Source organism: Candidatus Nitrosotenuis uzonensis, assembly GCF_000723185.1.
Lineage (GTDB): Archaea > Thermoproteota > Nitrososphaeria > Nitrososphaerales > Nitrosopumilaceae > Nitrosotenuis > Nitrosotenuis uzonensis.
Map to the genome: position 1 here is coordinate 112,862 of NZ_CBTY010000009.1, position 25,778 is coordinate 138,639.

Below are 25,778 nucleotides of genomic sequence, written 5' to 3' on the forward strand. Positions count from 1 at the left end.
AGTGATTCGGATCAATTAATTACATTTTTTATTGATTTTATTATATTTTAATAAAAATCATTAACTAGTAGTATATTTGACTTACATGGCGACGGCATCGCTGCTTGTATATGCCGGAGTAAAATCATACAGCCTAAAGGGCAAGCTACTAAGCGAAAAAGACCTACAGATGCTGGCAGAATCAAGAGACCTCGAGGAATTGATAACTAGGATCAAGAACACCACCTATGCAGACTCTGTTTCAAAAGTTACGAAACCATACACTGCACAAAAAATTGAGCTTGCCTTAAGAGACAGATTGGCAGACATACACCACTCTATGATGATGTCAGTGGGTGGCTCCAACATTTTGTTTGCATACTATTTGAGATTCATAATAAGAAATCTGAAGATAATTCTAAAAGGAAAGGTGCTAAGTAGAGAACACGAAGACATTGCAGCGTCAATTAGCTTACATGCTGAAGAACTCATTCATGAAAGAGACATCGTACTAAAAGCACTTGTTGCAAAAGATGTAGAAGAGACGGTAACTGTGTTAAAATCGATTGGGATTGGTGATGAGGTAGATAAAGCATATTCCATATACAATGAAAAAAAACAGATCCAGATTCTTGATGTATATTTTGACAAGTTTTTCTATGAAAATCTCTCACACGTTCTGCGAAATTCATCAGATTTTTCATTGCACAATCTATGTGGAATGGAAATAGATTATTACAATATGATGTGTATTCTTCGTGCTAAATTTTGGGATCTTGACGAAAATCAAATTCAAAATCTTTTAGTGCCGCAGATATCATCGAGTTCAAAGGAGCTTCTAACCCGCATGATTTCAGCCGATTCTATCAAGAGCACATTCAATGAGCTTTTAAACACCAAATACAAGAACTTGGTGCCACAACAGGAAAACGCAATTGATGCTATAAGCGAATTTGAACATGCTTTTGATAGGAGAATATTTGATGCGCATAATGCAGAATTTGTGCGTATTTTCAACTTTTCCACCATAATTTCGATCATAAAACTTCTAGAATACGAAGTTAGAAACTTGTGTGCCATAACGTTTGCAGTCGAACAAAAAATATCCGCAGATACAGTTATGAATAAAGTGTTTGCAAAAGAAAAAGAATGATTATTTTGTCAGATGATATTTGAGTTTGTCAACCATGGTCTTGATGTCTTCTGCAATTTTTTGATACATTGCAAGAGTCTCTTTGTCTGGAAACGCATCTTTTTGTGATTTCCATTCTGATGTGATCAGGATTTTTGCATATGACTCTTTTTTTGGCTTGTATTTGTACCAGTAGGAATCATCTTTGACTATTTGTAAATAATCATAGTTTACTTTTGTCTTTGGCGTGTATACGGATACTGTGATGATACGTTCTTTAAGTAAAGAGTGCATCATGAGTTCTCTTAACACAGCATCACCACTTAGCACCGCAATTACATCGTCAGGAATAAGCCCTGGTGGGAGTGTTGTAAGCTTGCCATATCCATCCCAAATGAAATCTTCCACTTTTGAGTGTATACGACCTTTTAGTATCTTTGTCAATGTACCTATGTTGAGTGGTCCGATGTTAATTTCAGATGGGAATGATAGAAAGTATCGAAGCTTCCACATTGTCCCTTCTGCAATTCCCATGCCATACATGCCGCCAGGTGCAAATTCGCTTTTTGTTACAGTTTTTTTCTTAAGAATGTCAATATAGTCAATATGGTCATTGACTTTCATCACGCCTCTGCTTGCAACACCAGGGTTTGGTCCATCAAGGGAGGATCTTGGATAGTCATACTCAAAATCCATTGTACCGTCAGGAATAAGTTTGCAGTCAAGGCCAAGTGACTCTAGATGCTTATGCATTTTTTTTGCCATCTTGTCTTCTACAGCATGTGCGATTATAGAATCTGGATAATGCAGCACCATATCCGTACGTCATTAATATTTTTAAGACTATTGGTCATTTTCGTATAATATTTATCTATTAATTCGATAATATACATAGTATTTATTACTTCTAGGCTAAAAAAATGTAATTTTTATATAACATATTCAATCGCAGTTAATAGGTACCTGCATATAATAAACACTGAATGCAGATCACAAATGAAGAGAAACTGGCTTTGACGCCAGAATCAGGATTCAATTTGGTTGGAATAGATCCATTTGGGTCATTCGGAAGTAGGCTCTACTTAATTGAACATTATGAGCTGTATCAAGATGCATTAAAGTCAAAAAAGCGACGAAAAAACCCAGAGGAGTATCTAATCCTATATTCCAATTCAGACTAGGTGCTAACACGTAAAACCCTTGAGATGCCAGAATCTTTTGTTATCTGAAAGATATTATCGACGTATGCTTCAAGCTCCTTTTCATGCGAGACCAATATGATCTGCTGTGACTTTAGTTCAGATAGAAGATTTCTCACTTTTGATAATTGTGCTTTGGAAAACCCATCTGTTGGCTCATCAAGTATGAGTAGATTTGACTTCAGTCCGTCCGATTCCCGTCTCATCATCGAGTTTAACGCAAGGCGATATGCTAGCGCAATGCTAGTTTTTTCACCTCCACTCAAAAATTCCACATCTTGAGTAAATCCATCTTGTTCTACAAGCGGTGTGAATTCTTCATTTATTTTTGATTCTTTAGTGACATCGTCAATCAGAACTGAATACCATTTTTTGTATATTTCATTAAAATTCTGTTGTATTGAGAGCAAAACTTGTTTTTCTATTTTATCTATAGTCGGAATAAAGAATTCGCGCAGCCAAGCATAATAATTAGAAAATCTCAAGTGTTGTGCACGCCAGTGTTTTGCTTCCAATATTCTTTGTTCAAGATTTGTAATGTTTGCATTTTCATTTTCTAGTAACTGGGTATATCTTATCAGATCACTCTTTGTCATTTCAAGCTGTCTTTCAATATCTGCTTGTTCTTTTGTTTTGTCTATGTAGGTTTGTTCTAGGCCAGATAGACGATTTAGATCATTTAAGATGCGTTCAATTTCTTTTTTGATATCAAGGATCAAAGTATGCTGCTCTTTTGATTTAATTTGTGCATCATTTAGTAGTTGTTCTTCTTTTTTTCTTTGTGATTGAAGAGTAGATATTCGCTGTCGTGACGCCTCGAATTCTCTTTTTGCATCCTTCAATCTCCTGAGATAACTCAAGGCATCCTCGTTCGGCAGTGGAGGGAATGATTCTTCTTTTGACAAGGCAAATTGTGATTCAAGGTGTGGAATTTCTGCCTTTATTGAAGTTAAGAGATTGGTCTTTTCAAACCACTGTTCTCGTAGCGGTAAAGTACGTTCAATTTGGCGCAGCTTTTGGTCTTTTGCCGATTCTTCTTGAATGAGATGCTTGAGCGTTTCAGAAATACGCAGAGAAGCATCCTCAATTTGTCTTAGATTATCTTGCAGACTCTGTAATCTGACACGTCTTTCGTTTTCCACTTTTTTCTTGTGTTCTTGTGTAAGCTCATGCTCACAGTGAGGACATTTTGCACCCAGATTTTTTAGCTCTAATAAAAGAAGTTCAATATCCTTGCACTCTTTTTCAAGCAGAATCTTTTGTTTTTCAACAACAGCACACTCTGCCTTAATTGATTCTAACTTATTACGAATGTCACCTAGTTCTGTCCTGATTTTATCAGGCTCAATTTTCGACAGATTAACAAATTCTCCAAGACTCTTTTGCAGCGCTGCAAGATCAGATTCTAACGAGGTCGTTTTTGATTTGGCGTCAAGTATCTTGTCACGAATCTGGGACATATTGTTTATCTCCACATCTATTTCAGATATGGATCTAGCAGTAGGGGATCTAATTTTCTCAAGTGATTCTAATTCTGACTCTATTTCTGAGATTGTTTTCTTTGATGATATGATTTGTGAATCAAAAATAGACAGGTTGGTATTTGCATTTTTTATCTGAGCGTTTAATTTGTCAAGCTGTACATCAAATTTTTCCTTTTGCATCATTTGTTCTTTGATCAGGTCAATTGCTTTTGTGATGCTGGATTTTCTTTTCTCAAGGGAGTCCTTATCCGAGACCAGTCGTTCTAATCGGGATTCTAGTGCAGATGCATTTTTCTTTGAGATGCTAAGGCTTTGTTCATCTTCGTTTAATTTCTCAAATCTAACTGCAAATTCGACCATTTTTTCTTTTAGTTTGCCAGATAGGTTTTTTGCATTATCAGTTACTATTCGGTAATCCTCTATCCCAAAGGCTTTACGAATCGTTTCAAGTCTTTTACCAGTATCGCGTAGAATCTGTTTCATTTCCTCCTGGGGCGTAAACACGGCATATCTGAATATACGGCTTTCAGAACGTGGATCTGATGGCTCGTTAAATTTAAGAATTTGAAGTATTTTTTGTTTTAATTCAGATGGTGATAGCGGTTCAGTCTGTCCATCATATATAAGATAAGAATCCTTTGCGTCTTGACTTACAGAATCATTTTTTCTCTTTAACTTTCGTTTTACGATGTATCTTTTTTCATCCACTTCAAACTCCAATATCACAGAGCCCTCACTTGCTTTCTTGCTTAACAATGATTCTGGTCTTTGTGAACCAAGGCCGAATAAAGCAAATTCTATACCCATAAGCACCGAGGATTTTCCAGATCCTATATCCCCCTCAAATAATGTGATGCCTCTTGGGAAATCAATTCTTTCTTTCTGGTAGCTTCGTATATTTTCTAGTTCAATTGAATTCAGTATCATAGCCCGAGCACCTCCATCGCATCCTGTTCTATTCTCTTGATATAGTCTGTTTTTTTCTCGTTTTCTAAAATCGGTTTGTTAAGTGTAGCAAGTAATTTCTTTGCCATCAGGATTCCAGAGTCTGATAGTAGTTCCTTCTGATCCAATCTTAGCTCGCCTATGTTTTCTTTGAATACATTAAGTTCTATTTCACTTCTGTTTCTTCCTGTAGCTTCTGTTATCTTGTATTCACGTGAGGTTAACTTGCTTTGATTTACCTTTACGTCAAGTGCACCTTTTTCCCTTAAGGTGTGTTTTAGTGATGAAAACTCGATCTCAGATGTCTTTCCCTGTGAAAGTTCACCTGAGACCTTGACGATTATTATTTTCCCTGACGGATCAATGTGAGCGATTTTCGTCATTAGTTCTGTGTTGACAGTTTTTGATATCTTCCCATGTGCATCGATTTCTACAAGCTCGTAATCGGTATTTGGAATTTCAATAAATTCAACTCTGTTAATTTTTGTATCAAAATCAACTAATACATAGCCTCTTTTTCTTCCACGCGCGTTTTCTTCAAGATCAGAATGATATCCTGAAAACAAGGTTCCCGGATAGACAACGTTGTCATATCCAGGATAGCTCTGATGCGAGAATGTGTGTAGATGGCCGCCTGCATAGTAGTCAAAGTTTTTTGGAAGTAATGACATCGGCATGAAATCTCCCTCTGATGTCTCCTCGGTTTTCATCTCATCGAGTCCCCCATGAAACAGAAATATCTTAAAGCCGGTAACTGATTCTAGTGATTTTCTATCAAGCCTTTCATACCATGTAACATCTTTTCCTGCCTTGAGGCCGGAAAGTCCGGCAATTAGCGCTCCTGTTTTTTTATCTACTACAAAATCAAGGTGAATTTTATCATCTGTTCCTCCAACATCGAGTGTAACTTTTTTCAGGTAGCCTGCTTCAACTAGAAGATCAATTACAGAGTTTGAGACAGGACTAAAATCATGGCTTCCATACACTACGTATACTGGAATTCCCATATCATGTATTTGTCTGAATTTACGAAATGCGAATTTTTGGACCCTCATTTCAGGTATATTAACATGAAATAAATCGCCAGATATGACGATAAAATCCACTTTTCTTGCTATACAATCATCGATCGCTCGCTCAAAGACATCTTGTTCCACTTTCTGCAGTGATTCTACTTTTTGAAATCCTAGATGAATGTCGGCAAGATGTGCAAATTTCATCTTCTAATACACTTTTGGTTTTGGTATCTCTTTTGAATGATCCTTTTGTCTTACTAGCTCTTCAAAAAGAGGAATTTTAATCGGGATTGCAAATGGAACGAAAATACTTGAAATTATTGCCTCGCCTTTGTCAAGGCTTGCGATATTCCTATCATCTTCTGAGAGATCTTGCGATGCGCTCTCTATTATCGCCTTACGTTCCTGAACCATCTCATTTCCCAGAATTATTTTTGTATTCATGTTTGCCAAAATTGTTCGCGGTATGACACTGCTCAGTTGTGTTATTGCTGTGAGTCCTATCTTGAATTTGCGCCCTTCCTTCGCTATAGTACTGTATATGTTCTCATTTCTTGGAATTATCTTATCTTCACCGATCACACGAGGTGCCTCTTCTATTACCACTGTGACTACGGGTTTTCTGTCAAGCTCCCCTTTTGCCTTGTGTTCTTTGTATCTTTCAAATATTCTTGATGCAATAATGTTTCCCACTATTAGCTCAGCTTCATTTCCAAGACGCGATGTATCAAGTACCACAATTTTACCCGCTTCTATATCACGTACAATGTCGTCCACAGTGGTAAGTCCTTTTGTGCCCGCATCGAATACGTCATTCTTTGAATTGATCCTACCCTGTTCATCAACTTCAAGACTCAGAATCAGTCGCAGTTTTCTTTTTAGCACAGCAAGTGTTGCAACGTGTGTTTCGGCGCCATTTCCAACGCCAAGTGAGATCAGTGGCTCTGTCATTATCCTGCTAATCCAGAACTCGCGCTCCTTTGCATTATAGCTTCTAATTGCCTGCCATTGGGCGTCAGAAAACTCCACAATGCCCAGAAAATGTTCAGGTCGTATAGATTCCAGGTTTATTACAAGTCTGTTGGAGCCTGGAGGCGGTGTTGGTGTATAGTATACAAGATTCTGCTTTGCCAAGGGATGATCCTTTAGCCCCGGATCTTTTCTACCATAATACTCATCGTGTGCATCAAGAACCAGTGCGCCAACGCTGTTTGAATCAAGAACATGCCACAGTATAGTCTTGACAAGATTGCTCTTGCCTCTACCAGTAGTAGCGGGAATTAGTATGTGGTGCGTAAATACGTCTTCTGCTCGTAGCCATACTTCTGCATCTACGATCTTGCTTCCACTTCTTATCTTTCCAAGATAGATCTGTTCCCCACCTTTTTTGAGAAATGTCAGATCAGATGATTGTACCAATCTTAACTTGTTAAAAAACATCGGTAGAGATTTTGGCAATGTTACCTTGTTATCGGACTTGGAAACACGTGCAAGCGGCTTTATTCTTGCAAGAACGTAATTGACAAATTCCGGCTCATAGAACTCTGCATTGATACCTCCCTGCTCCAGATTAACTCCCGACATCATCTGTTGCATCTTGTCTTGGATCTGGCTTCCATACTCTAATGCGAATACTTGCAAAATCAAAATAGAGTCATTCTCATCAGAAACTAAAAGATCACCAATCTCCAGATTCTTGCCAGATTTTTCCCTGACTATGACATCACCAAATGAGCCGCCTATTACTTGTCCTACTATATCGATTTGATTCATCAGCTTGTCACCAAGTTAAGATCATCGTGGAATTTTGTAGTAAGCGTGTATTTTTGTAGTCTTTTCCATTCGGCTACTTTTGTCATTTCAGCAACCATAAGACCACGATACATCTCAAGTTCATTTTTCCGGACTTGTGCGAATCTGTCAGCATCTATTGAGCCGTACGGGTAACCAGGCATTGCAAGATCATGTGAATTTGCAGCAATGCTTGCAAGAACGTCATTTTTTTCCAAGTCATCCATTCTGTTGAATTGATCACGTAGTATTTCAAATCGGAACACATGTTTTGACTTTGGATGAAATTTGGCTGCAAGCATGTGACCTCTATTATCAGAAGAGGCCATGTCTGCGATCTCTACAAACCATGTTTCGAATGGAACATTTTCCGCTATCTCCTGTATTCGTGCAAGCAGAGGCTCGCCTGATTCCATTATCAGTCGACTCGATTTTGTCAGACCACATACTATAACACCTCTTTTTTGCGCAGAATCATACAATCTTGATGCATATTTTGACTCGTTCTTGTATCCCGTTTGTAGAGAGCCATCCATGATAAGTATGTCCCCCTCATTCAATTCTTCTGATGCTACCTTTTCTGCCAAACTCCATTCTGCAAATCTTCTTGAGAGGGATACTAATCGTGACTCTTGCAGAACATTCGTGTTGTCAGTTTTGTATTCCAGATCCGTTTCATCTGGAAGATATATTAGATCAGATTTAGAATAGGGGAATAATTTCGTATTATAACTTACTGTCTTTTTATCTTCATTATCGCGAACTTCAGACACTACATACGAAAAAAACTCTATTCTTTGCTTGAGCTTTGATGCCGAGATTCTTTTCTTTCCTTCAAAAATCGAGAAATACACTCTGTTCAGTATTATCATAAAGTTTGGCGACTCTTCCAGAATGCCATCACCTCCATCTACGAAAGCAATCTTTCGCGGTTTTGTAGTCTCCAAAATTTGCATAAAATTCTCTGGCGCTATCACCTTTCCTTGTACCTTGCCGTAAGGAAACAATCGATCCGAAGGAGGTTTTTGTGTTAGTTCCTTACCAAGATTCTCAATTAATGAGCGCACCGGATTTTCTGCCATACTATGATTGATTTTCTACTAATCTAATACGCTTTCCTTAACAGATTAGTGAACCTCAAGTCAGCGTGATTTTACCTGTTAGTTGGTTCATCCACCAGTAAGTTTGGCAAATTTTTCATTCTTTGATAGTTTTTCCATAAAGACAAGATTTGATAGTGCAACTACTGCCGATTCCTGCACTGGAATGCTTGGATCCTTCAATGCCTGCTCTAGCGTCTGTTTTGCCTCTTTTGCCCCGACAACTCCAAGTGCTATGGCTGCCTCGTGTCGGACAAACATACTAGGATCGTTCTTTGTGGCATCTTCAAGATGAGGAATTGCGCTTCTGTATCCCATTTGTCCAAGAGAAAAGGCTGCCTCGTGTCGGACAAGCTCATTCTCATCGTTTTTTAGGACTTTGGCAATATACGGTATCTTGTCCTCCCCCCCAAAATCCACTAGTATGCATGTAGCTCGTGTCCTTATGACGTAATCATCATTATCTAGGAGATTGACAAAATAGTCGACGTCCTTTTTTTCATAGCGGTCTTCCATTTCAGCAAATAATGCAAGGCGGGATTCTGGAATTACATCCATTTCTGATGTGAGCAGATTCCTGCAAATATATTATTGTATGCAAGGTTCACGCTACGTTTTAAAGTGCAGTGAGATCACCACACTTTATGATGGCGCAGATTGGACAGAAGGCCCCAAACCTTGGAGTTTCAAAATGGGTGCAAGGCATGCCGACTAATATCGATCAAGAAAAAGACAAAATCGTGGTGGTCGAAGTTTTCCAAGTTAACTGTCCTGGCTGTTTCCTGTATGGAATACCTGAGGCAATCAACATCTACAACAAGTACAAGGATCAGGGAGTAAGGGTTCTTGGCATCGCAACTGCATTTGAGGATTTTGACAAAAACACGGTTGAGAATTTGGAACTTTTGGCAAAAACTGGTGAGGTCATAGGTGAAACGAAAAAAGCACTCACCCAATACGGAAAGATTGTCGATGGAAACAAGTTGCCTTACAAGATACCATTTCCCCTTGGTATGGATAACCTTGTAAAAGAGAGTGGTGCCCCAAGCCAAGAAAAGATGCTTGCTTTCATAAAAAGTCAGATTCCAGAGTTCGATGATCAACCAGAAACCTACAGAAAAGAGATTCTTGCAAGAGTGGAGCAGTACTTTAAGTCAAAAGAATATTCTGCAGAAACATTTGACAAATATGCCCTGCGTGGAACCCCCTCTGCAATAGTAGTAGACAGAAAAGGAATATTGCGTGATGTTTCATTTGGCCAAATGGGGCATCTTGAACCACTCGTGCAACAGTTGCTCAACGAATAGATTAACAGTATCAGATTTTCAAAATCATAGTTATTAAATAAGATATTGTATTATAGTAAAAAAATTCGTTTGCTGGAATTAATTAATGATAAAGTTCTGCGCATACAAGCAAACACGTGTTACGAGTTGCTCAGAAACATTGTAGAGTGTTTCAAGACACACTCAAGGTCAGATGAGCTTCTCCTAAATACAAAGTCAAAAATACATGGCGTGTAGTTTAGGAGCTCTTTTGTTTTCTTTTTCTGTATACCAGTATTGTTCCAACAGTTATTGCAGCAATCACAGCTAATACAATAGGTAGATACGGGATCTGTCCATTTACAATTTTTTCTTCCATCTGAACTGACGGTTCTGGAGCTCCAGTAATAACAAGTCTGTGAGTTCCATTACCCGCAAATTGCAGTGTTACAAAGTGAATTTTATCATTTTTTAGAACCTTGGGAAAAAACTCCTGCTCATCAATGAAGAATTGTATTGGCTCCCGTGTTACGTTAAGAGGAATTTGCATTTCCCCGAGATTGTTTGAGAGACTGCTGTAGATCTCAATCTCTAGCTTGTTGCCTTGCAGGTCTACACTTTTCACATCAAAATTTCCAACTATCTCCAATGGATATTTTTTTCCATCCACAGTAACCTCAAAGGTAGTTTTCATCCCCGTTCTATCGGACAGAGGCTGCCCATATGCCGGCAACAAGATCAGTGGTAATAGAAACAACAAAAGCAGTAAGAGATTCAATTTATGTTGAGAGGACTCGCTTTCGGAGCTCTTTGTCTTTTGCAATTCTAGGATGAGACTTGTCTGCAAGTATTGCCTCAAACCAGTAATGAAATCCATCTTTGTACAAAAAGTAAGATCCCAGTAGCTTCAGATTCTTGTATTTTTCAGCAACCCTTCTTTCTGCAACCTGCTTCATGTTGACTTCTGCCTTCATGCGAGTAACACCTAGGTGTTTTTGTCGTCTTCCTGCAACAGGTCTTTGACGCCTCATACCGCCAGTTCCAACGCGCACTCGAATTGCAACCATCCCCTGCTTTGCCTTGTAGCCAAGTCGTCTTGCCCTCTGAATTCGGCTAGGCTTGTCAATCCTGGTAAAGGCGCTTTGTTTCCTCCAGATTATGGCTCTCTTTCGTATTTCAGGTGAGTTTTCCCTCCACATGTTAAGCCATGCTACGTCTTGTCTTGTGCGCATTACCGCCGCTACCCAAGTCCTATTTATATCTCTAACAGCTCTTAGTACGCCAACAAGATCAATAATTGAAAAAAGAATGTCCGCTAGTGTCAGAATTCTCCTAGAGTTTTTCACTAGCAGGAATTTCAGGATGTGAAACTCACAATATGTGAGAGTGTTGATATGATAAACATTTCTAGCTTGTCCAATACAGACGACTAGCACGTCATATCATAGAAGTCCAAAGACATCATATTGACTGAGAAGCACATAAACAAAATAACAAGAGAACAAGAAGAGCTCAAAAAACACTATGGCCAGAATACCAGCGCCGAAGATGAGTGGTCCCATATAACCGGAGTTGGAACGAAGATTGATGCTGCGGATCCCATGGCAGTAACAGACAGGATGATCATCTTTGGCAGGGATCAAGTCAAATCTACAAAGGCAGAACTGATCAAGGAAAAATCTGAGGAATTCATGGATCAGATCAACAACACAAATCAATATCTCAAATTTGTAAATGCCCATCTTGTTGAAAAAAAGAACAAGCTTGACAAACTAAAAGAGGCAGAAAAAAGATTCAAAGAAGAGATAGAATCACTTCAGGCAGACAAAGTTAAACCCAGAGATGAATTGGAAAAAGTGAACTGCAAATATGTTACAGAAGCGGATAGAAAATCTCTCCTAGTACATCTTGAAAATGAGAAAAACCATCTCAAGGAGAAAATATCGTATCATGCAGAGCAGATAGAAAAGACTCGTAAAGAAATTGACAAAAAGGAAGAACAGATACAATACCTAAAGCAGGAAATAGAAAATGCTACAAACCAGCAATCTAAAACAGCTGATCCGCTCAAGGTAATAGAGCAGGAGCTTGCAAGATTGGGTGTAAAAGACAATGTGAAAATACGCGAAGCAATAGACATTCTTTCAAAGAAACTACGCTAGAACCATAAGCTTTTTTTCTGGTCCAATGTCTGCCGATTATGTGAAACGTTACGCGCTTTTTGTACTATTGATACTTCCAGTGCACATAGCTTTTGCACTCACAGTAGATGTTACAACGGATAAAACCACCTACAATTACGGTGACTACCTTACAGTCATAATCACCGTCTCCGAAGTTTCAGACAGTGTTGCAGTCATGCACATAGTAGGACCTGATGGAGTTAAAAGTTCGGCAATTCCGATTCCAATAAAAGATATGAACACATCAATTACAACGCCAAACGCGTTTGATCCGCAGCTATACAAGGAAGGCAGATACCAGATCCAGATAACATACGCTGGCGCCGATGCCTCTACAGAGTTTGAGATTGTGGACGCAGGCAATGCCTTTTTACCTTTTGGTAGCAATCTCATAATATCACAGTGGACAGATGGAATTATTTCCGACTATAGCTTGCTCAAGTTCCTGTCAGACAAGGGTGCAATCTCAATAAATCCTGAAGAATCCATGAAGATTCCACAATGGTACAAAAACAATGCAGGATGGTGGCTTGAGCGAAAGATAACAGATGTCGAGTTTCTCAATGCGCTACAATATCTAATCGACCAGAAGATCGTCTAGTTTTTCTTTCTTCCAGCTTTGCCGATTCCCCACAGAACAATCATTATTATCATTGCGATAATAAATGCTGCAACCATTGGGGCCACAAACTCAAATGCCATACCTCTACTCGATTTTGGCTCCGAAGCGGATTCATCCAGTACGCACTGGCCGTTTACAAGTATGGTTCCAGGACCGCAGCTCTGATCAAGAACACACGCGCCATCTTTTAACACCGTGCCTGGTCCGCATATTGATTCTTCAATAGGCGGTTCAGTCTCAGGTGTTTCTGCCACCGGCGGAGAAACTTGCTCTACCACACACTGGCCGTTTACAAGTATGGTTCCAGGACCGCAGCTCATCTCAGGTGTTTCTTGTATTAGGGGCTCTTGAGGAATCTCCTCAGGTATTTCAGCCGGTTCAGTAGGTTCTGCAGGCTCTTCCATAGATTCTCCTACGGGTGCAAGTCCAAAGTCAGTTCCTATTATATCAACAGAGATTGTTCCTGGAGGAATTTGTATTTGCAAAATTCTTTGTGTGCTAGTTGATGATTCTGCAAATGTCGTGTCAAGACCATCTATGAGAACTAGGAATTCTTCATCGGAGCCATCATCTGCCTTTGCGTCAAGAAAGCTCCTGTCCAATATCACTTCCAGAGTACCCTGGACATCCGTAGTAGACATCAGTATTATCAAAGTAGGCGGCTGGTCGTCAGTGTCAAGTCCCAAAACCTCAAGCCCAGTAGCAGTATATTCTACAGTATACACTTTGCCATTGACTTCGACGGAGTCAGTTTCTGCAAATATGCCTGAGGGAGTAATCATACCGAAGGCAATAATAGCAAGGACAAGAAACGCTTTCAACAACTTTGACCACCTAAAATCTGTATTTTATGCTTGCTCTTTGACTTAAACGCTAGGCAAGCAACAATTACGTTCAATTCAGTGTAGAATTTGCAGAATTTATGATAAATTAAAAGATAATTTTATTGTGATTGATTGGTCAAAAATATGGCTGTCAGGTTACATTACCTAGATAACGCCACGTAGTATCTGGATTATCTTTTCTGCTATGACGTTGGCTGCAAGTGATTGTGCCTCTTTTGTCTGTGCGCCTATATGAGGTGTACATATCACATTAGGTAATGTTGCAAGCTTGTTTCCTGTAGCAGGCTCAACTTCAAAGACATCAAGTGCGGCTCCTCCCAGATTGCCGGATTTTATTGCCTCATACAGTGCATTCTCATCTATTGTTCCGCCCCTTGAAGTATTGATTATTCTGGCAGTCTTTTTCATTTTTGAGATTCGTTCTGCGTTTATCATGTGTTTTGTGCTGTCTAAAAGCGGGACGTGTAGTGAGATATAATCCGCGCTTTGCAAAAGCGTTTCAAGATCCGCTTTGATCAGACCTACTTCCTTTGCAAATTCTGGATCAATTGGAATGACATCATATCCTATTATGTTCATGTTCAGTGAGCGTGCAAGTCTTGCAAGTCTTTTCCCAATATTACCAAGCCCAACTATTCCAAGATATTTTCCTGCAAGTTCGGAACCCATGAGTTCTTTTTTTATCCAATTTCCGTTACGAATTTCCCTGTCGGCCCGCGGAATTTCTCTGGCCATAGATAACATCAGTCCTATGACAAGCTCTGCCACTGCATTCATTGCGCCTTCCACGGCATTTATCACGCGGATGTTTTTTGCCTTGGCCGCGTTTGTGTCTATGTTGTCAAGTCCTACGCCAACTCGTGCAATGATCTTACACTTTGTTGCCTTTTCTATCAGATCTGCAGTTATTGTAGTCCTGCTTCTTACTATGATAATGTCAAACTCGCCGATTTTTTTTGCGAGATCTTCCTTTGTTATTTGTGGCTCATATGTGATATGCAGGCCGTTTTTTTGAAGAATGTTATTTAGAACCGCATCCACCTGATCACAAATTAAAACAGATTGATTAAGACTCATGTAGTGAGGCTTTTTTTGCACAGAATATAATCATTAGGCCAAAATCTGCGATCAGTATATCGGTAAATCATTTTGGAGTTTTAATAAAAAGAAGAAAAATAGAGGATTATAGTCCTAGTTCTGCCTTTAGTTCGTTAGCACGTTCATCTGTGTACAAGCCGTGGAGGTTAACCTTTGGATGTGCAATGCTGTTCTTGCCCATTGGTGGGATTGCATCGCTTGGGTTACCTAAGAGCTCAGCATATGACTTTGCGTTGGTACCCAACTGTTGATTCAGGTTGAACGGGTCACCGACTACCATAACTGATGCTGCACCTGTGAAGATTGCTGCATAGTCGTGGTTTACTGCAACGTATACGCCTGGTTCGTCAAAGACCACATCGGCAATCATGCCCTGTGAGCCTCCGACAAGCCAAGTCTCAGTTCCTTTTGCTTGCACTACGTTTGCTTGAACTACACGGTCGATGATTTCACCTACAATGTGGAAGAATACTGGTTCGTTTCCTTGGTTTTCGATAAAGAATCGTACCTTTTGTCCTTCCTCAATGAACAACAGTTGTGACTGGTATTGCTTTAGGTCCGGGCTGTTCCATGGTTGTGCAACAAAGATGTTCTTCTTTGCATCTCCCATGATAAGCTCGTTGTGTGCAGCATTTGGTACATAACCAAATGACATACCGTTAACAACTGTCCAAGTGGTCTCATGCTTGAACATCTTGCTTTGATCATATCCGCCTGCGTCAGTTAGATACAACTGATTGTATTGCAGTTGGAATTCAAGCGCATCTGCAGGATAAACTTGTCTGTCTTTAACAACTTGGCCGTTCTTTACTGTTGTCTTGTCAACAACAAGTGGTGCATAACCGTTGAGTGGATCAACGATTGTGATGCCATACATGCCAGAGAGGACGTGTTGGTCCATTGCTGCGACGTCAACACCAGAGCAGTGGTACTTGAATGTACCCGGCACTTGTGCAACATAGCAGTATGTGTGTGACTGACCTGGCAATACCTTGCCAAAGTTTCCTGCACTCATCTCAGATGCGTGCATGTCGTTTCCGTGTGGAGTAAGCTCATCGCTTGGAATTGTCAGGGTCATCATTACGACGTCGCCTTGTGTGACTCTAAGGGTCGGTCCTGGGACCTGGCCGCTGAAAGTCATGGCCTTGTATGTGCCGCCGCCAATTACTGGCAGGTCTGCACTTTCGCCTGTAAGATTGAACTCTACGACATTCCTTCCTTCTTCGATGTTTGCACAATCAACTGCTGCAAAAGCTTGCGGCATTACCAATTTCAGGCCACCCATATCATGGATTTTTGAAATCAGGTCGTCGCTGCTTTTTGCTGCCATTGTAGAACCTACAATTTGTGATTGTGTGTATGTGCTTCCGAATAAGGTTGCTGCTAAAACCGCTACTGCTGTAACGGAAAATAGCATACTATATCGCTTATTCATCGTGTTTGAGACTTCTACCAACCTATATAATAATTCGCATTATTTCCGTCGAACTATGACGTTTCTTATGCAAATTTTACGCCCGCTGGGAATTTATTTTGGTTATCTTCAGTCAAAGGTGTATGAAATATAGAGTTGACACGGATTCACTAGGCGAAGTTAGAATTCCTTCTGATGCATACTATGGCGCTTTCACAGGACGTGCGATCCAGCAGTACCATGTTACTGGTAAGAAATCACACAAGCATTTGATTGCAGCATATGTTATGATAAAACGCTCAGCTGCGGTTGCAAACATACGCACCAGAGCAATAGATAGAAAGCGAGGTCAGGCAATCATCAAGGCATGCGATATAATACTTGCAGGAAAGCACCACGACCAATTTGTAATAGAGGAGATAAATTCTGGCGCCGGTACGGCCTTTAACATGAATTCTAATGAAGTCATATGCAATATTGCGCTTGAAGTTCTAGGAAAGAAAAAGGGTCAATACGATGTTCTCCACCCAAATGATCATGTCAATATGTCGCAGTCAAGCAATGACACATTTCCCACTGCCATGCATGTTGCCATACTTCTTAATCTCAAAGAAACACTTCCTGCAGTAGACATTCTGATAAAATCACTTGCAAAAAAAGCAAAAGAATTTTCAGGATTTAAAAAAATTGGCAGAACACATCTTATGGATGCCTTGCCAGTTACATTAGGGAGTGAGTTTGCAGCCTATGCCACATCAATTACAAAAGCACGAAACGCAGTAAGTGCTGCAACAAAAGAGCTTGAACTTGTCGCACTTGGAGGAACAGCAGTAGGCAACGGTGCGAACACACCAAAAGGTTACAGAAACATTGCAATTTCCGAGCTTGCCAAGATTTCAGGTCTTCATCTAAAACCGGAAAAAGATATGCAGTACTCGCTACAGTCAAAGTTTGCAGTAGCAAACGCATCATCATCAATTAGAAATCTTGCAATAGAGTTGAACAAAATAGCAAATGACATAAGACTCATGGCGTCAGGTCCAATAGCCGGCCTCTCCGAGATTGGCATACCGGCAGTCCATGCAGGCTCATCCATCATGCCAGGCAAGGTCAATCCATCTCTGGCAGAGTGCCTTAACATGATATGTTTTGCAATAATTGGAAATGACACGGCAGTTGCAAATGCTGCGCAAGGGGGCCAGTTTGAGCTCAATGTCATGCTGCCCGGCATGCTAAAGGCAGTACTAGATTCAACAGATATGCTCAAGAACTTTCTGCCCATCTTCTCAAAGAATCTAATTGACGGCCTTACTGCAAACGAGGAGCGACTAAAGCAGAACATCGAAAAAAGTCCAGTCATAGTGACTTTGCTTGCTCCAAAGATAGGATACCAAAAGTCGGCTGAGCTTTTCAAGGAATCTCTGAAAACTGGAAAGACCATTCGCGAGCTAGTCGTTTCCAAAAACCTTATGACAGCGTCACAGGTAGACGCCCTTTTCAAGTAAAATGGCAAGGATCTGGGTGGAGTCATATGGTTGCTCTGCAAGCTTTGCAGATGCCGAAATGATCTCAGGCCTTATTGTGAATGGAGGCCACACACTTGCTTCAAGCGCAAAAGACTCCGATCTGAACCTTATCGTGACATGCTCTGTCAAGGATGCTACTGCAAATAAGATGGTAAATCGCATAAAGAAGCTAAAAACAAAACCGCTTGTCGTAGCAGGTTGCCTTGCCAAAGCAGAGCCAAGAACAGTTGAACGGTTTTCTTCTAATGCAAGTCTTCTTGGGCCTAACTCCATAGGAAAGACGCTACAGATAATCGATTCAACACTGCTTGGAAGAAAACAAGTAGAGTTATCAGATACGGACGTAACAAAAATAGGACTGCCAAAGGTCCGTCTTAATCCCATTGTAGGGATTGTAGAGATAGCAAGCGGTTGCATGAGTGAGTGCACATTCTGCCAGACAAAGATTGCAAAAGGCGATCTCAAATCATTTAGAATTGGAGATATTGTAAGACAGGTATCATCAGAGGTGGACGATGGATGCAAGGAAGTATGGCTTACATCAACTGATAATGGCTGCTATGGGCTAGATATCGGTACCACGTTACCAGAGCTTGTAAACAAAGTATCAGAGATCCCAAAAGAATTCATGATCAGAGTTGGAATGATGAATCCTATGTACATGCCAAGAATAAAGGATCAACTTTTAGCATCATTTGAGAGTGAAAAGGTATTCAAATTCTTGCATGTCCCTGTCCAAAGCGGCAGCGATAATGTCCTAGCAGACATGAAACGTGGTCATACAGCAGCAACATTCAGGGATGTGGTAAAAAAATTCCGTTCAACATTCCCAGAATTTACGATATCTACGGACATCATAGTCGGTTTTCCCACAGAAAGCGAGGAAGACTTTGCAAAAACACTTCACCTCTTAGAGGAGACCACGCCTGACGTGGTAAACCTGTCAAGGTACAGTCAACGGCCTGGAACTCCGGCGGCAGGCATGGACCAGATAGATGTATCAGAAGTAAAGCGGAGAAGTAAGGTAGTGTTTGAGTTGATAAACAAGATAGCGCTCGATAACAACAAAAAATGGCTTGGGTGGGAAGGCAGTGTTTTGTTTGATGAGCAGACTGCCGATCAGATAAGGGGAAGAAACTTTGCGTACAAATCCGTCTTTGTGGATGAAAACGTGCAGATAGGACAAAGAAAAAACGTAAAAATCACAAAAGCCACTGCTCATGGCCTTTACGGGTCGCTCACTAGCTAAAAACTTTAGATCGGAACTTTGATCAAAATTAAGTAAGAAGGTTTTTTATTCTATTTCGCAAGTAACCCCCATGGACTTTAGGGAGCCAGTTTTATTGGTAGGTATAGGCGGTGCAGGCGCAAGGTTGGCCGCACAAGCAAGCAACCTCACTGGCACGAACTGGGTAGCCATAAGTCATGATAGCAATGACCTTGGCTCAGAAAACGACATAAAAGTACACACAGAATCTTATGTCAACCCGTCATCATACTTGATTCGTGCTCAGACACAAAAGGTCATGGATAAGATAAGGGGCAGAATTTCTGATTACTCGACGGTAATTGTGTTTGCAAATCTTGCCGGAAAGGCAGGATGTGCCATTTCCCCACTTGTTGCCTCAGCTGCCAAAGAAGAAGGCAAAAAGGTGCTCTCGTTTGCACTTATGCCTTTCGGATTTGAAAAGGAACGAATCTTTCTCTCAGGCGTATCGTTAAAGAGGCTACGTACTAGCTCAGATTCCACCATCGTAATAGACAACGACGCTATCTTAGAAAGCAATCCTGATTTGACAGTAAGCAAATGTTACGAGATAACAAATGCAGCCGTAATGTATGTAGTAAATTCACTGCACACATCATCAATTTCAAACGACATTAACATACTGACAACCAGCAGGGATCTCTCAGATGTGGAAGCATCCTTGCGTGATTCCATCAAGATGCTCTACGAAGACGCGCCCCCAAATGCAGTCAAAAAAACAATGCTTTACGTATTTGGAACCGACAATGTATCAATAGGAAAAATAAACTCGATTACAAACACGCTTTCCGATATTTTTAATGAGCAGAATACGAGTGTCAGCCTTGCAACCACCCAAGGAGACAAGTCCAAGGTAGTCATGGTTACTGCGGTGCAAGGGGCAACCAAGTTTGACTCTTACGATCCACTCGGCACGATACCACAAGATAGAACACTGGACTGGGATGAACCAGAATCAAGCATCAAAACAGGCATAGAACTGTACCAGATGGAATAATTTAGAAACTAGCTATTTTGATTTTTTGGCGGGCTTTTTTGCCGTAGATTGCTTATCAGGCTTTTCAGATTTGGATTCTTTTTTTGGCTTTTCCTTTTTGTCTTCTTTTGGTTTGGCATCCTTTTCCTCTTTGGGTTTGGACTCGTCAACTTTTTCCTTGGTCTCTACCTGTTCTTCTTTTTGCTCCTTTGCATCAGTTGATTTTTCTTTTTTTGTCTTTTCTTCAGTTTTTGGCTTTACATCTTCCTCGTATGGAGAGACCAGCACATAACCATCGTCTGTCTTTGCCATTTTTACTCGAATCTTTCTTGGCGGACTTCTAATGCCTCTCTGCCAGACGACCTGGCTCAGTTCCTGATCAATTTTTATCTGTTCTGTCTTCATGTGGCGTCTTGAGAATTCTTTAATCATATTAATTGCACGTTTTGCTCTCTGGTTGTTTGGAGAGAGCCATACCTTACCTAGGTTAATAGTGTAAACGCGTTCAGCTTCTTGCGACACTTTATCCTACCTCCACGTCAGTCTGTCTCCACTGCCTTCGCTTGGGATTTGATCTGACCTGTCTTTTGGTCTTTAGTATTATCCAAGCTGGTACTGCAGAGTTTTGCTTTTTTTTCTTTAGCAGTCTGATTTTTCTTCCAGAATGCTTTCTTGCCGCCATAAAAATTGAGGCAAGTTATCCTCTTTTTAAATGAATCTGATAACAACAAGCATTTAGAGCAGATTACACTGTTTGAAGATGTCCGATATTTGTTTTAAGATTCTTGCTGAGGCTCCCCAGATTATCTTGTTATCGTATGTAAGCTTGTATGCCTCAAATAATGATCTGTGTTCTATGTCATCATCTTCCCCAAGAGTTCTCAGAAGAGGTAGAATAGGTATGTGAAGTATCTGCTCAACTTCAGAATTTGGTGTCAATGGTGGAATTGAATCAAGTATTGACACAAACGGTATTATTGTAAATCCAGAATTTCTGGTCTGCACGGGCCTAAGCTGCCCGATTACCTGAAGTCGCGATATATTCAATGAGATTTCTTCGTCTGTTTCACGTATTGCAGTATCAAGCAGGTCATGGTCAGAGTCTGTCATTTTTCCCCCAGGAAATGAAACTTCCCCGCCATGCTGTACCATAGTCTTTGGCTTTTCAGTCATTATCACGCATGGTTCTTTGCCGTAAATTGCCACCATTACTGCAGCATGTTTTGTGTCAGTATTAAGATACGGATGAATTTGTGATGAGAGTATACTCTTGATTTGCTCTAGCGTCATATGATCCTCTTTGGCTGTTGCAAGTTAACATTGTTAACTAAACCCAATATACTTTTGTAGTGTAAGTTATGTTGCAACAACCAAATCGTGCGAAAGGTTTGGGGGCTTTTGCCCATAGGCTGGGAGATTGGAGATAACGCGCCTGTTCTTTTTCCAATCTCCCGGCAGTCTAATTTTGAAACTTGTTCAAAGGTTATAATCAAGTTAATTAGAGACTAAACAAATGACCATAAGATACGAGATAAATCCGCCTCGTGTCATTGAGGATAAAGTGCTGTCTCACAAAGAAGTACAGGCATCATTGAAAAGAATTCAAAAAAGAATCAGCAAGATCAGCAATCTATGCGATGGGATCCATCTTACCGACTCTGTGCTAGGGGTTCCAAGAATATCACCAATTACAACTGGAGCCATAATACGCAATGACGGAATAAAGATGGATATAACTGCCAGTCTTAGGGTTCGTGATAGAAACATCACTGCACTTACCCAGTCAGTATACGATGCGATCCTTTTGGGATTGGATGGTCTTTTGATTTTGAAGGGAGATGAACCACCAAAGGGCCCAAAAGATTCCAAACTAGTACCAAGTGATATCGTACGTCATTTCAAGGACTTGGGATTTGGAAAAAATCTTGATTTTTTTCTGTCAATTCCAGCAGACCCAGACTTTGACAAGATTACAAAGAAGATAAGTGCTGAACCAACAGGTTTTGTCACACAGGTAATCCAGTCAAAAGACCAGGTGTTCCGCATAGTAGACAGACTAAAGCCGCAGGGATTCAAGATAATACCATGTATTATGATACCGTCTGAAAACAACACAAGGTCAGCAAGAATGCTCGGAATTGAGTTTTCAAGGTACGAGGAATCCATACTCGATTTTATTGTTGAGATTTACAAATTGACAAAAGATGTACTGATCACATCTCCTAATGACTTTGCCGCAGCAACAAAAGTTCTTGCAGGCATTAAAGGATTAAAAAGAAAATAAACATACATCATGCATGAAAGAAAAACCGGCATTTACTGACGCATTGAAAGAAAAGATCCTTTTATTTGACGGAGCCATGGGAACTGAGATTCAAAAGTTCAACCCAAAGCCGGAGGATTTTCCCGATGGAAAAGACGGATTCAACGATGGATTGGTTCTAACTCACCCAGAATGGATAAAGAAGATACACCGAAGTTATCTTGAGGCAGGAGCTGATTGCATAGAGACAAACTCGTTTGGCTCCAACAAACTAAAGCTTGACGAGTATGGATATGGAGACCAGACTGTGGAAATAAACAAAAAGATTGCCTCGCTTGCAGTAGAAGTTGCATCAGAGTTCACGGACAAACCACGATATGTGATAGGCAGTATGGGACCCACCGGCTTTTTGCCAAGCTCAAATGATCCTGATCTTGGGCAAAAACCACTAGACGATATAAGGCAAGCTTACAGACTACAGGCCCAAGGCCTAATACTCGGAGGAGTCGATGCCCTGCTTATTGAAACAAGTCAAGACATACTTGAAGTAAAGCTTGCAATCGAAGGTGCAAAACAGGCAATGGAAGATGTGGGGAAAAAAGTCGCACTGATAGCAAACGTCACGCTTGATCAGTATGGCAAGATGCTCCTTGGAACAAGCATCCAGGCAGCATACACTACTGTATCAGATATGGGAATCGACGTTTTCGGACTTAACTGCTCTACAGGTCCAATAGAGATGATTCCAAGCGTCCGCTGGCTTGATGAGCAAGATGAACACAGCCTGCTTGTGGTTCCTAACGCAGGAATGCCGGAAAACCAAGGAGGGCAGGCAGTATACAAGATGAGCCCTGAGAAGATGGCAGAGGCCCTGAAGGATTTTGTTTCAAAATACAATAAAGTTCGCATCATAGGGGGATGTTGCGGCACAAACCCTGCCCACATAGCCGCACTAAGAAAAGTAATCGATGAGAGGAAACCGACAAGTTAAGTATTTAGAAAAAACTTGTTCAAGAAGGTCACATTGAAGTACCCACGAGTAAGCTCAGCAATGAAGGCAGTTGATCTAAGACAGATTCCACCCCCACTTATCATAGGTGAGAGACTCAATACCCAAGGATCAAAGAAAGCAAAGCAACTAGTGCTATCGGATGATTTTGATGGTTTAATTGATCTTGCGCGAGCTCAGGTAGAGGACGGAGCACACTGTCTTGATGTCTGCGTTGCAACAACTGAAAGATCTGATGAGCTTGAATTTATGAAAAAGCTCGTAAAGAGATTATCGCTTGAGGTTGACGCGCCGCTTGTCATAGATTCTACTGACCCGGCAGTGGTACAGGCTGCAATAGAGCAGATACCAGGCAGGCCAATCATAAACTCCATCAATCTTGAGGGGGATGGCAGCAAATTTCACAAACTCGCACCATTAATGGCAAAATATGGTCTCCCAGCAGTCGCATTATGTATAGGTCCCAAGGGAATGGCAAAAACGCCGCAAGAAAAAGTCGCGACTGCAGAACTGCTATACGAGACTGGAAAAAAATATGGTCTACGCGAAGAGCAGTTCATGTTCGATGTTCTCACATTCACGTTAGCAACAGGCGAGACAGAGTTTCAGGATGCTGGAAGAAACACGCTTGATGGGATCAGACTAGTAAAGCAGAGATTCCCAAATGCATTTACAGTCTTGGGCTTGAGCAACATCAGTTTCGGTCTTGTTCCTGCTGCAAGAAAAGTGCTCAACTCTGTCTTCCTGCATCACGCAGTTAAGGCAGGTCTTGACGCTGCCATAGTAAATGCAAAAGAAATTACCCCATACAACGAGATAGACCCAAAAGAGCGTGAGCTTGCAGAGAACCTCATATTTAACAGACATCCAAATGCGCTTGCAGATATAATCAATCATTTTGAGAAAATAGACACAAAGATAACGACCTCAAAAAAAATTGACGTCGACCCAAGTTGGCCAGCGGGAAAACGTGCCCACTTTAGAATCGTAAACAGATTAAAGGATGGGATAGAGCAGGATGTAATTCTTGCAATAATGGAAAAGATTCCCGGTAATGCAAATGAGAAAAGAATTACAGAGATTGCAAAGCATATAACACATCCTGCGGCTATACAGACACTAAATGATGATCTTCTTCCTGCAATGAAAGAGGTTGGTGACAAATTCGGGGCTGGCGAGCTGATACTACCCTTTGTGCTAAAGTCAGCAGAATGTATGAAGGCAGCAGTAGCAGAGTTGGAAAAATACCTACTGAAGGAGAAGGGCTCCAGCAAGGGAAAGCTTGTGTTAGGTACAGTGTATGGTGATGTGCACGATATTGGAAAGAACCTTGTAAAGACAATCTTTGAGAACAATGGTTACACTGTATACGATCTCGGAAAGCAGGTTCCACTCCAAAAATTTATCGAAAAAATAGAAGAGGTGAAGGCAGATGCAGTTGGACTTTCCGCTCTGCTTGTTTCAACATCAAAACAGATGCAGTATTTTGTAGAACATGCAAGGCAAAACAAATTCTCCATCCCGATTCTGTGCGGAGGTGCTGCAATCAATTCCAATTATATCAACAGGATTGCAAAGGAAGGCGGGATCTACGAGCACGGAGTGTTTTACTGCAAGACCATGTTCGAAGGCCTCAAGACAATGGATAAAATTGTGTCAGTAGAGCGTGGTCAGTTCATCAGAGAATGGAAAGAGAAAATCCAAAAATGGACTGAAACAAAGGTAGAAAGACCGCAAGGTGACCTTCCTCATTCTGGAATAAAGCCCGTAACACCTCCGATGCCCAGAGTAATAGATGCTCCAATAAGGATCGAGCCCAAAGATATCAATTTAGATCAAGTATGGACCCATCTTTCCAAAAAATCGCTCTTTGTGTTATCGTGGGGCCTAAGGGGCCGAGGAATAGACGATCCTGAGACAGAGGGCGAGAGGCTGCTCAATGAGTGGAAGAAAAAAGTGCTAGACGAGCATCTCTTTGAGCCGCGTGCCGTGTACGGCTATTATGTTTGTCACAATGTAGATGGCAAGCTAGTGGTAGAACACAGAGGCCAAAAGATTGAATTTGAGTTCCCAAGGTCTTCACAGAGCAAGCATCTGTGTCTTACGGATTATTTTGGCGAAAATGACATTGTAGCGTTTCAGGCAGTAACTGTTGGAAGCAAGGTACAAGAGACAATAGAGTTATGGAATAAGCAAGACCGATATACAGACGCATACTATCTGCACGGTCTTGCGGTGGAAACTGCAGAAGCTCTGGCAGAGATGATAAACCAGAGAATCAAAAGCGAGCTTGGCCTTGAAGGAAAAAGAGGGCTCAGATATTCTTGGGGGTATCCTAGCTGTCCTGATGTATCGCAACACCATCTGGTGTGGAAGATACTAGAGCCTGAAAAATCAGGCATGACGCTAACTGAGGCAGGACAGATAATACCAGAGCAGTCCACTGCTGCCATAGTCGTACACCATCCACAAGCAGAGTATTTTGTTCTCTAAATCATCAGTCTTTTCCACATACACGTCTTTGTGGATCTCTTCCTAAGAGTTTGTACTAGATTATAAAATTTGATTCCTTTTAACTTTCCACATTTGTTTGTGCGGATCTTTTATCAGGTCCTCAGCGGAGTCAACTGTCTTCCAATTCTTACTCCGCATTAGTTTTACGTT

The 25,778-nt window shown here is 40.8% G+C and carries 24 protein-coding genes; 10 read left to right on the forward strand and 14 right to left on the reverse strand.

From position 1 onward, the window contains the following. Nucleotides 1-85: 85 nt before the first annotated feature. Nucleotides 86-1,132, forward strand: coding sequence for a V0D/AC39 family V-type ATPase subunit (locus NITUZ_RS05810; protein ID WP_048196926.1), 1,047 nt, complete (start codon nt 86-88; stop codon nt 1,130-1,132). On the opposite strand, the gene NITUZ_RS05815 is transcribed toward NITUZ_RS05810, so the two are convergent. From NITUZ_RS05815 to NITUZ_RS05845, 6 genes are all read right to left on the reverse strand, one after another. Then, a complete protein-coding gene (locus tag NITUZ_RS05815) occupies nt 1,133-1,924 on the reverse strand; it encodes a hypothetical protein (RefSeq protein ID WP_244443827.1) in 792 nt (263 codons plus the stop codon). 364 nt (nt 1,925-2,288) lie between these two features. Next, nucleotides 2,289-4,721 carry an AAA family ATPase gene (locus NITUZ_RS05825; protein ID WP_048196382.1) on the reverse strand — a complete coding sequence of 811 codons (2,433 nt, stop codon included), beginning with the start codon at nt 4,719-4,721 and terminating at the stop codon, nt 2,289-2,291. Then, nucleotides 4,718-5,959 carry a metallophosphoesterase family protein gene (locus tag NITUZ_RS05830; protein ID WP_048196384.1) on the reverse strand — a complete coding sequence of 414 codons (1,242 nt, stop codon included), beginning with the start codon at nt 5,957-5,959 and terminating at the stop codon, nt 4,718-4,720. Before NITUZ_RS05830 ends, NITUZ_RS05825 begins: the two co-directional genes overlap by 4 nt. Nucleotides 5,960-5,962: 3 nt before the next feature. Continuing rightward, nucleotides 5,963-7,528, reverse strand: a complete 1,566-nt coding sequence (locus tag NITUZ_RS05835; RefSeq protein WP_177309466.1) for an ATP-binding protein — start codon at nt 7,526-7,528, stop codon at nt 5,963-5,965. Next, nucleotides 7,528-8,628: a DNA double-strand break repair nuclease NurA gene (locus NITUZ_RS05840; RefSeq protein WP_048196386.1), complete on the reverse strand. Its 1,101-nt coding sequence runs from the start codon at nt 8,626-8,628 to the stop codon at nt 7,528-7,530. Before NITUZ_RS05840 ends, NITUZ_RS05835 begins: the two co-directional genes overlap by 1 nt. Nucleotides 8,629-8,715: 87 nt before the next feature. After that, entirely contained in the window at nt 8,716-9,204 is a 489-nt protein-coding gene (locus NITUZ_RS05845; protein ID WP_048196388.1) for a HEAT repeat domain-containing protein, read from the reverse strand. Between the two features lie 86 nt (nt 9,205-9,290). Between NITUZ_RS05845 and NITUZ_RS05850 the strand changes: the two genes are divergently transcribed. Further along, nucleotides 9,291-9,953, forward strand: coding sequence for a peroxiredoxin family protein (locus NITUZ_RS05850; RefSeq protein ID WP_048196390.1), 663 nt, complete (start codon nt 9,291-9,293; stop codon nt 9,951-9,953). Nucleotides 9,954-10,170: 217 nt separating this feature from the next. Here NITUZ_RS05850 and NITUZ_RS05855 read toward each other — a convergent pair whose 3' ends face one another. Together NITUZ_RS05855 and NITUZ_RS05860 are read right to left on the reverse strand one after the other, a co-directional pair. Continuing rightward, the gene (locus tag NITUZ_RS05855; protein ID WP_052370109.1) at nt 10,171-10,644 is read right to left on the reverse strand and encodes a hypothetical protein; all 474 of its coding nucleotides are present in this window, start codon (nt 10,642-10,644) and stop codon (nt 10,171-10,173) included. 46 nt (nt 10,645-10,690) lie between these two features. After that, nucleotides 10,691-11,143: an eL15 family ribosomal protein gene (locus NITUZ_RS05860; RefSeq protein WP_048196931.1), complete on the reverse strand. Its 453-nt coding sequence runs from the start codon at nt 11,141-11,143 to the stop codon at nt 10,691-10,693. A gap of 234 nt (nt 11,144-11,377) precedes the next feature. Here NITUZ_RS05860 and NITUZ_RS05865 point away from each other — a divergent pair, with 234 nt between their 5' ends. Then, nucleotides 11,378-12,073, forward strand: coding sequence for a hypothetical protein (locus NITUZ_RS05865; protein ID WP_048196392.1), 696 nt, complete (start codon nt 11,378-11,380; stop codon nt 12,071-12,073). Nucleotides 12,074-12,113: 40 nt separating this feature from the next. Next, a complete protein-coding gene (locus tag NITUZ_RS05870; protein ID WP_155991412.1) occupies nt 12,114-12,695 on the forward strand; it encodes a hypothetical protein in 582 nt (193 codons plus the stop codon). Here NITUZ_RS05870 and NITUZ_RS05875 read toward each other — a convergent pair. From NITUZ_RS05875 to NITUZ_RS05885, 3 genes are all read right to left on the reverse strand, one after another. After that, nucleotides 12,692-13,537, reverse strand: coding sequence for an EB domain-containing protein (locus NITUZ_RS05875; RefSeq protein ID WP_052370110.1), 846 nt, complete (start codon nt 13,535-13,537; stop codon nt 12,692-12,694). The two genes, NITUZ_RS05870 and NITUZ_RS05875, sit on opposite strands and share 4 nt — an antisense overlap. 168 nt (nt 13,538-13,705) lie before the next feature. Beyond that, nucleotides 13,706-14,638 carry a D-2-hydroxyacid dehydrogenase gene (locus tag NITUZ_RS05880; RefSeq protein WP_048196933.1) on the reverse strand — a complete coding sequence of 311 codons (933 nt, stop codon included), beginning with the start codon at nt 14,636-14,638 and terminating at the stop codon, nt 13,706-13,708. A gap of 106 nt (nt 14,639-14,744) precedes the next feature. Then, nucleotides 14,745-16,076 carry a multicopper oxidase domain-containing protein gene (locus NITUZ_RS05885; protein ID WP_048196935.1) on the reverse strand — a complete coding sequence of 444 codons (1,332 nt, stop codon included), beginning with the start codon at nt 16,074-16,076 and terminating at the stop codon, nt 14,745-14,747. A gap of 140 nt (nt 16,077-16,216) precedes the next feature. Here NITUZ_RS05885 and NITUZ_RS05890 point away from each other — a divergent pair, with 140 nt between their 5' ends. The 3 genes from NITUZ_RS05890 to NITUZ_RS05900 all read left to right on the forward strand — a co-directional run bounded on the left by NITUZ_RS05890 (nt 16,217) and on the right by NITUZ_RS05900 (nt 19,863). Continuing rightward, entirely contained in the window at nt 16,217-17,578 is a 1,362-nt protein-coding gene (locus NITUZ_RS05890; RefSeq protein ID WP_048196398.1) for an aspartate ammonia-lyase, read from the forward strand. Nucleotide 17,579: 1 nt separating this feature from the next. Beyond that, a complete protein-coding gene (locus tag NITUZ_RS05895) occupies nt 17,580-18,848 on the forward strand; it encodes a tRNA (N(6)-L-threonylcarbamoyladenosine(37)-C(2))-methylthiotransferase (protein WP_048196400.1) in 1,269 nt (422 codons plus the stop codon). A 70-nt stretch (nt 18,849-18,918) separates the two neighbouring features. Then, nucleotides 18,919-19,863, forward strand: coding sequence for an FtsZ/tubulin family protein (locus NITUZ_RS05900; protein ID WP_048196403.1), 945 nt, complete (start codon nt 18,919-18,921; stop codon nt 19,861-19,863). Nucleotides 19,864-19,875: 12 nt separating this feature from the next. Here NITUZ_RS05900 and NITUZ_RS05905 read toward each other — a convergent pair whose 3' ends face one another. The 3 genes from NITUZ_RS05905 to NITUZ_RS05915 are packed head-to-tail and all read right to left on the reverse strand — an operon-like array spanning nt 19,876 to nt 21,132. Continuing rightward, complete coding sequence (locus tag NITUZ_RS05905) at nt 19,876-20,364, reverse strand: 50S ribosomal protein L31e (RefSeq protein WP_048196405.1); 489 nt, start codon at nt 20,362-20,364, stop codon at nt 19,876-19,878. 1 nt (nt 20,365) lies between these two features. Then, on the reverse strand, nt 20,366-20,524 hold the full coding sequence (locus NITUZ_RS05910) for a 50S ribosomal protein L39e (protein ID WP_048196407.1): 159 nt from the start codon (nt 20,522-20,524) through the stop codon (nt 20,366-20,368). A gap of 53 nt (nt 20,525-20,577) precedes the next feature. Further along, nucleotides 20,578-21,132 (reverse strand): NUDIX hydrolase, encoded by a 555-nt coding sequence (locus NITUZ_RS05915; RefSeq protein ID WP_048196409.1) that lies wholly within the window; start codon nt 21,130-21,132, stop codon nt 20,578-20,580. A gap of 223 nt (nt 21,133-21,355) precedes the next feature. Between NITUZ_RS05915 and NITUZ_RS05920 the strand changes: the two genes are divergently transcribed. From NITUZ_RS05920 to NITUZ_RS05930, 3 genes are read left to right on the forward strand one after another with little or no spacing between them, the layout of a single operon-like run. Beyond that, nucleotides 21,356-22,126 carry a methylenetetrahydrofolate reductase gene (locus NITUZ_RS05920; protein ID WP_048196410.1) on the forward strand — a complete coding sequence of 257 codons (771 nt, stop codon included), beginning with the start codon at nt 21,356-21,358 and terminating at the stop codon, nt 22,124-22,126. A 13-nt stretch (nt 22,127-22,139) separates the two neighbouring features. Further along, nucleotides 22,140-23,096, forward strand: coding sequence for a homocysteine S-methyltransferase family protein (locus NITUZ_RS05925; RefSeq protein WP_048196411.1), 957 nt, complete (start codon nt 22,140-22,142; stop codon nt 23,094-23,096). A 33-nt stretch (nt 23,097-23,129) separates the two neighbouring features. After that, a complete protein-coding gene (locus tag NITUZ_RS05930; RefSeq protein WP_155991414.1) occupies nt 23,130-25,607 on the forward strand; it encodes a methionine synthase in 2,478 nt (825 codons plus the stop codon). The last annotated feature ends 171 nt before the right edge of the window (nt 25,608-25,778 follow it).

Bases quoted from the DNA above. Each gene is read 5' to 3' on its own strand.
- NITUZ_RS05810 (WP_048196926.1), top strand. From the start codon at position 86: ATGGCGACGGCATCGCTGCTTGTATATGCCGGAGTAAAATCATACAGC.
- NITUZ_RS05825 (WP_048196382.1), bottom strand. From the start codon at position 4,721: ATGATACTGAATTCAATTGAACTAGAAAATATACGAAGCTACCAGAAA.
- NITUZ_RS05830 (WP_048196384.1), bottom strand. From the start codon at position 5,959: ATGAAATTTGCACATCTTGCCGACATTCATCTAGGATTTCAAAAAGTA.
- NITUZ_RS05835 (WP_177309466.1), bottom strand. From the start codon at position 7,528: ATGAATCAAATCGATATAGTAGGACAAGTAATAGGCGGCTCATTTGGT.
- NITUZ_RS05840 (WP_048196386.1), bottom strand. From the start codon at position 8,628: ATGGCAGAAAATCCGGTGCGCTCATTAATTGAGAATCTTGGTAAGGAA.
- NITUZ_RS05845 (WP_048196388.1), bottom strand. From the start codon at position 9,204: ATGGATGTAATTCCAGAATCCCGCCTTGCATTATTTGCTGAAATGGAA.
- NITUZ_RS05850 (WP_048196390.1), top strand. From the start codon at position 9,291: ATGATGGCGCAGATTGGACAGAAGGCCCCAAACCTTGGAGTTTCAAAA.
- NITUZ_RS05860 (WP_048196931.1), bottom strand. From the start codon at position 11,143: ATGCGCACAAGACAAGACGTAGCATGGCTTAACATGTGGAGGGAAAAC.
- NITUZ_RS05880 (WP_048196933.1), bottom strand. From the start codon at position 14,638: ATGAGTCTTAATCAATCTGTTTTAATTTGTGATCAGGTGGATGCGGTT.
- NITUZ_RS05885 (WP_048196935.1), bottom strand. From the start codon at position 16,076: ATGCTATTTTCCGTTACAGCAGTAGCGGTTTTAGCAGCAACCTTATTC.
- NITUZ_RS05890 (WP_048196398.1), top strand. From the start codon at position 16,217: ATGAAATATAGAGTTGACACGGATTCACTAGGCGAAGTTAGAATTCCT.
- NITUZ_RS05895 (WP_048196400.1), top strand. From the start codon at position 17,580: ATGGCAAGGATCTGGGTGGAGTCATATGGTTGCTCTGCAAGCTTTGCA.
- NITUZ_RS05900 (WP_048196403.1), top strand. From the start codon at position 18,919: ATGGACTTTAGGGAGCCAGTTTTATTGGTAGGTATAGGCGGTGCAGGC.
- NITUZ_RS05910 (WP_048196407.1), bottom strand. From the start codon at position 20,524: ATGGCGGCAAGAAAGCATTCTGGAAGAAAAATCAGACTGCTAAAGAAA.
- NITUZ_RS05915 (WP_048196409.1), bottom strand. From the start codon at position 21,132: ATGACGCTAGAGCAAATCAAGAGTATACTCTCATCACAAATTCATCCG.
- NITUZ_RS05920 (WP_048196410.1), top strand. From the start codon at position 21,356: ATGACCATAAGATACGAGATAAATCCGCCTCGTGTCATTGAGGATAAA.
- NITUZ_RS05925 (WP_048196411.1), top strand. From the start codon at position 22,140: ATGAAAGAAAAACCGGCATTTACTGACGCATTGAAAGAAAAGATCCTT.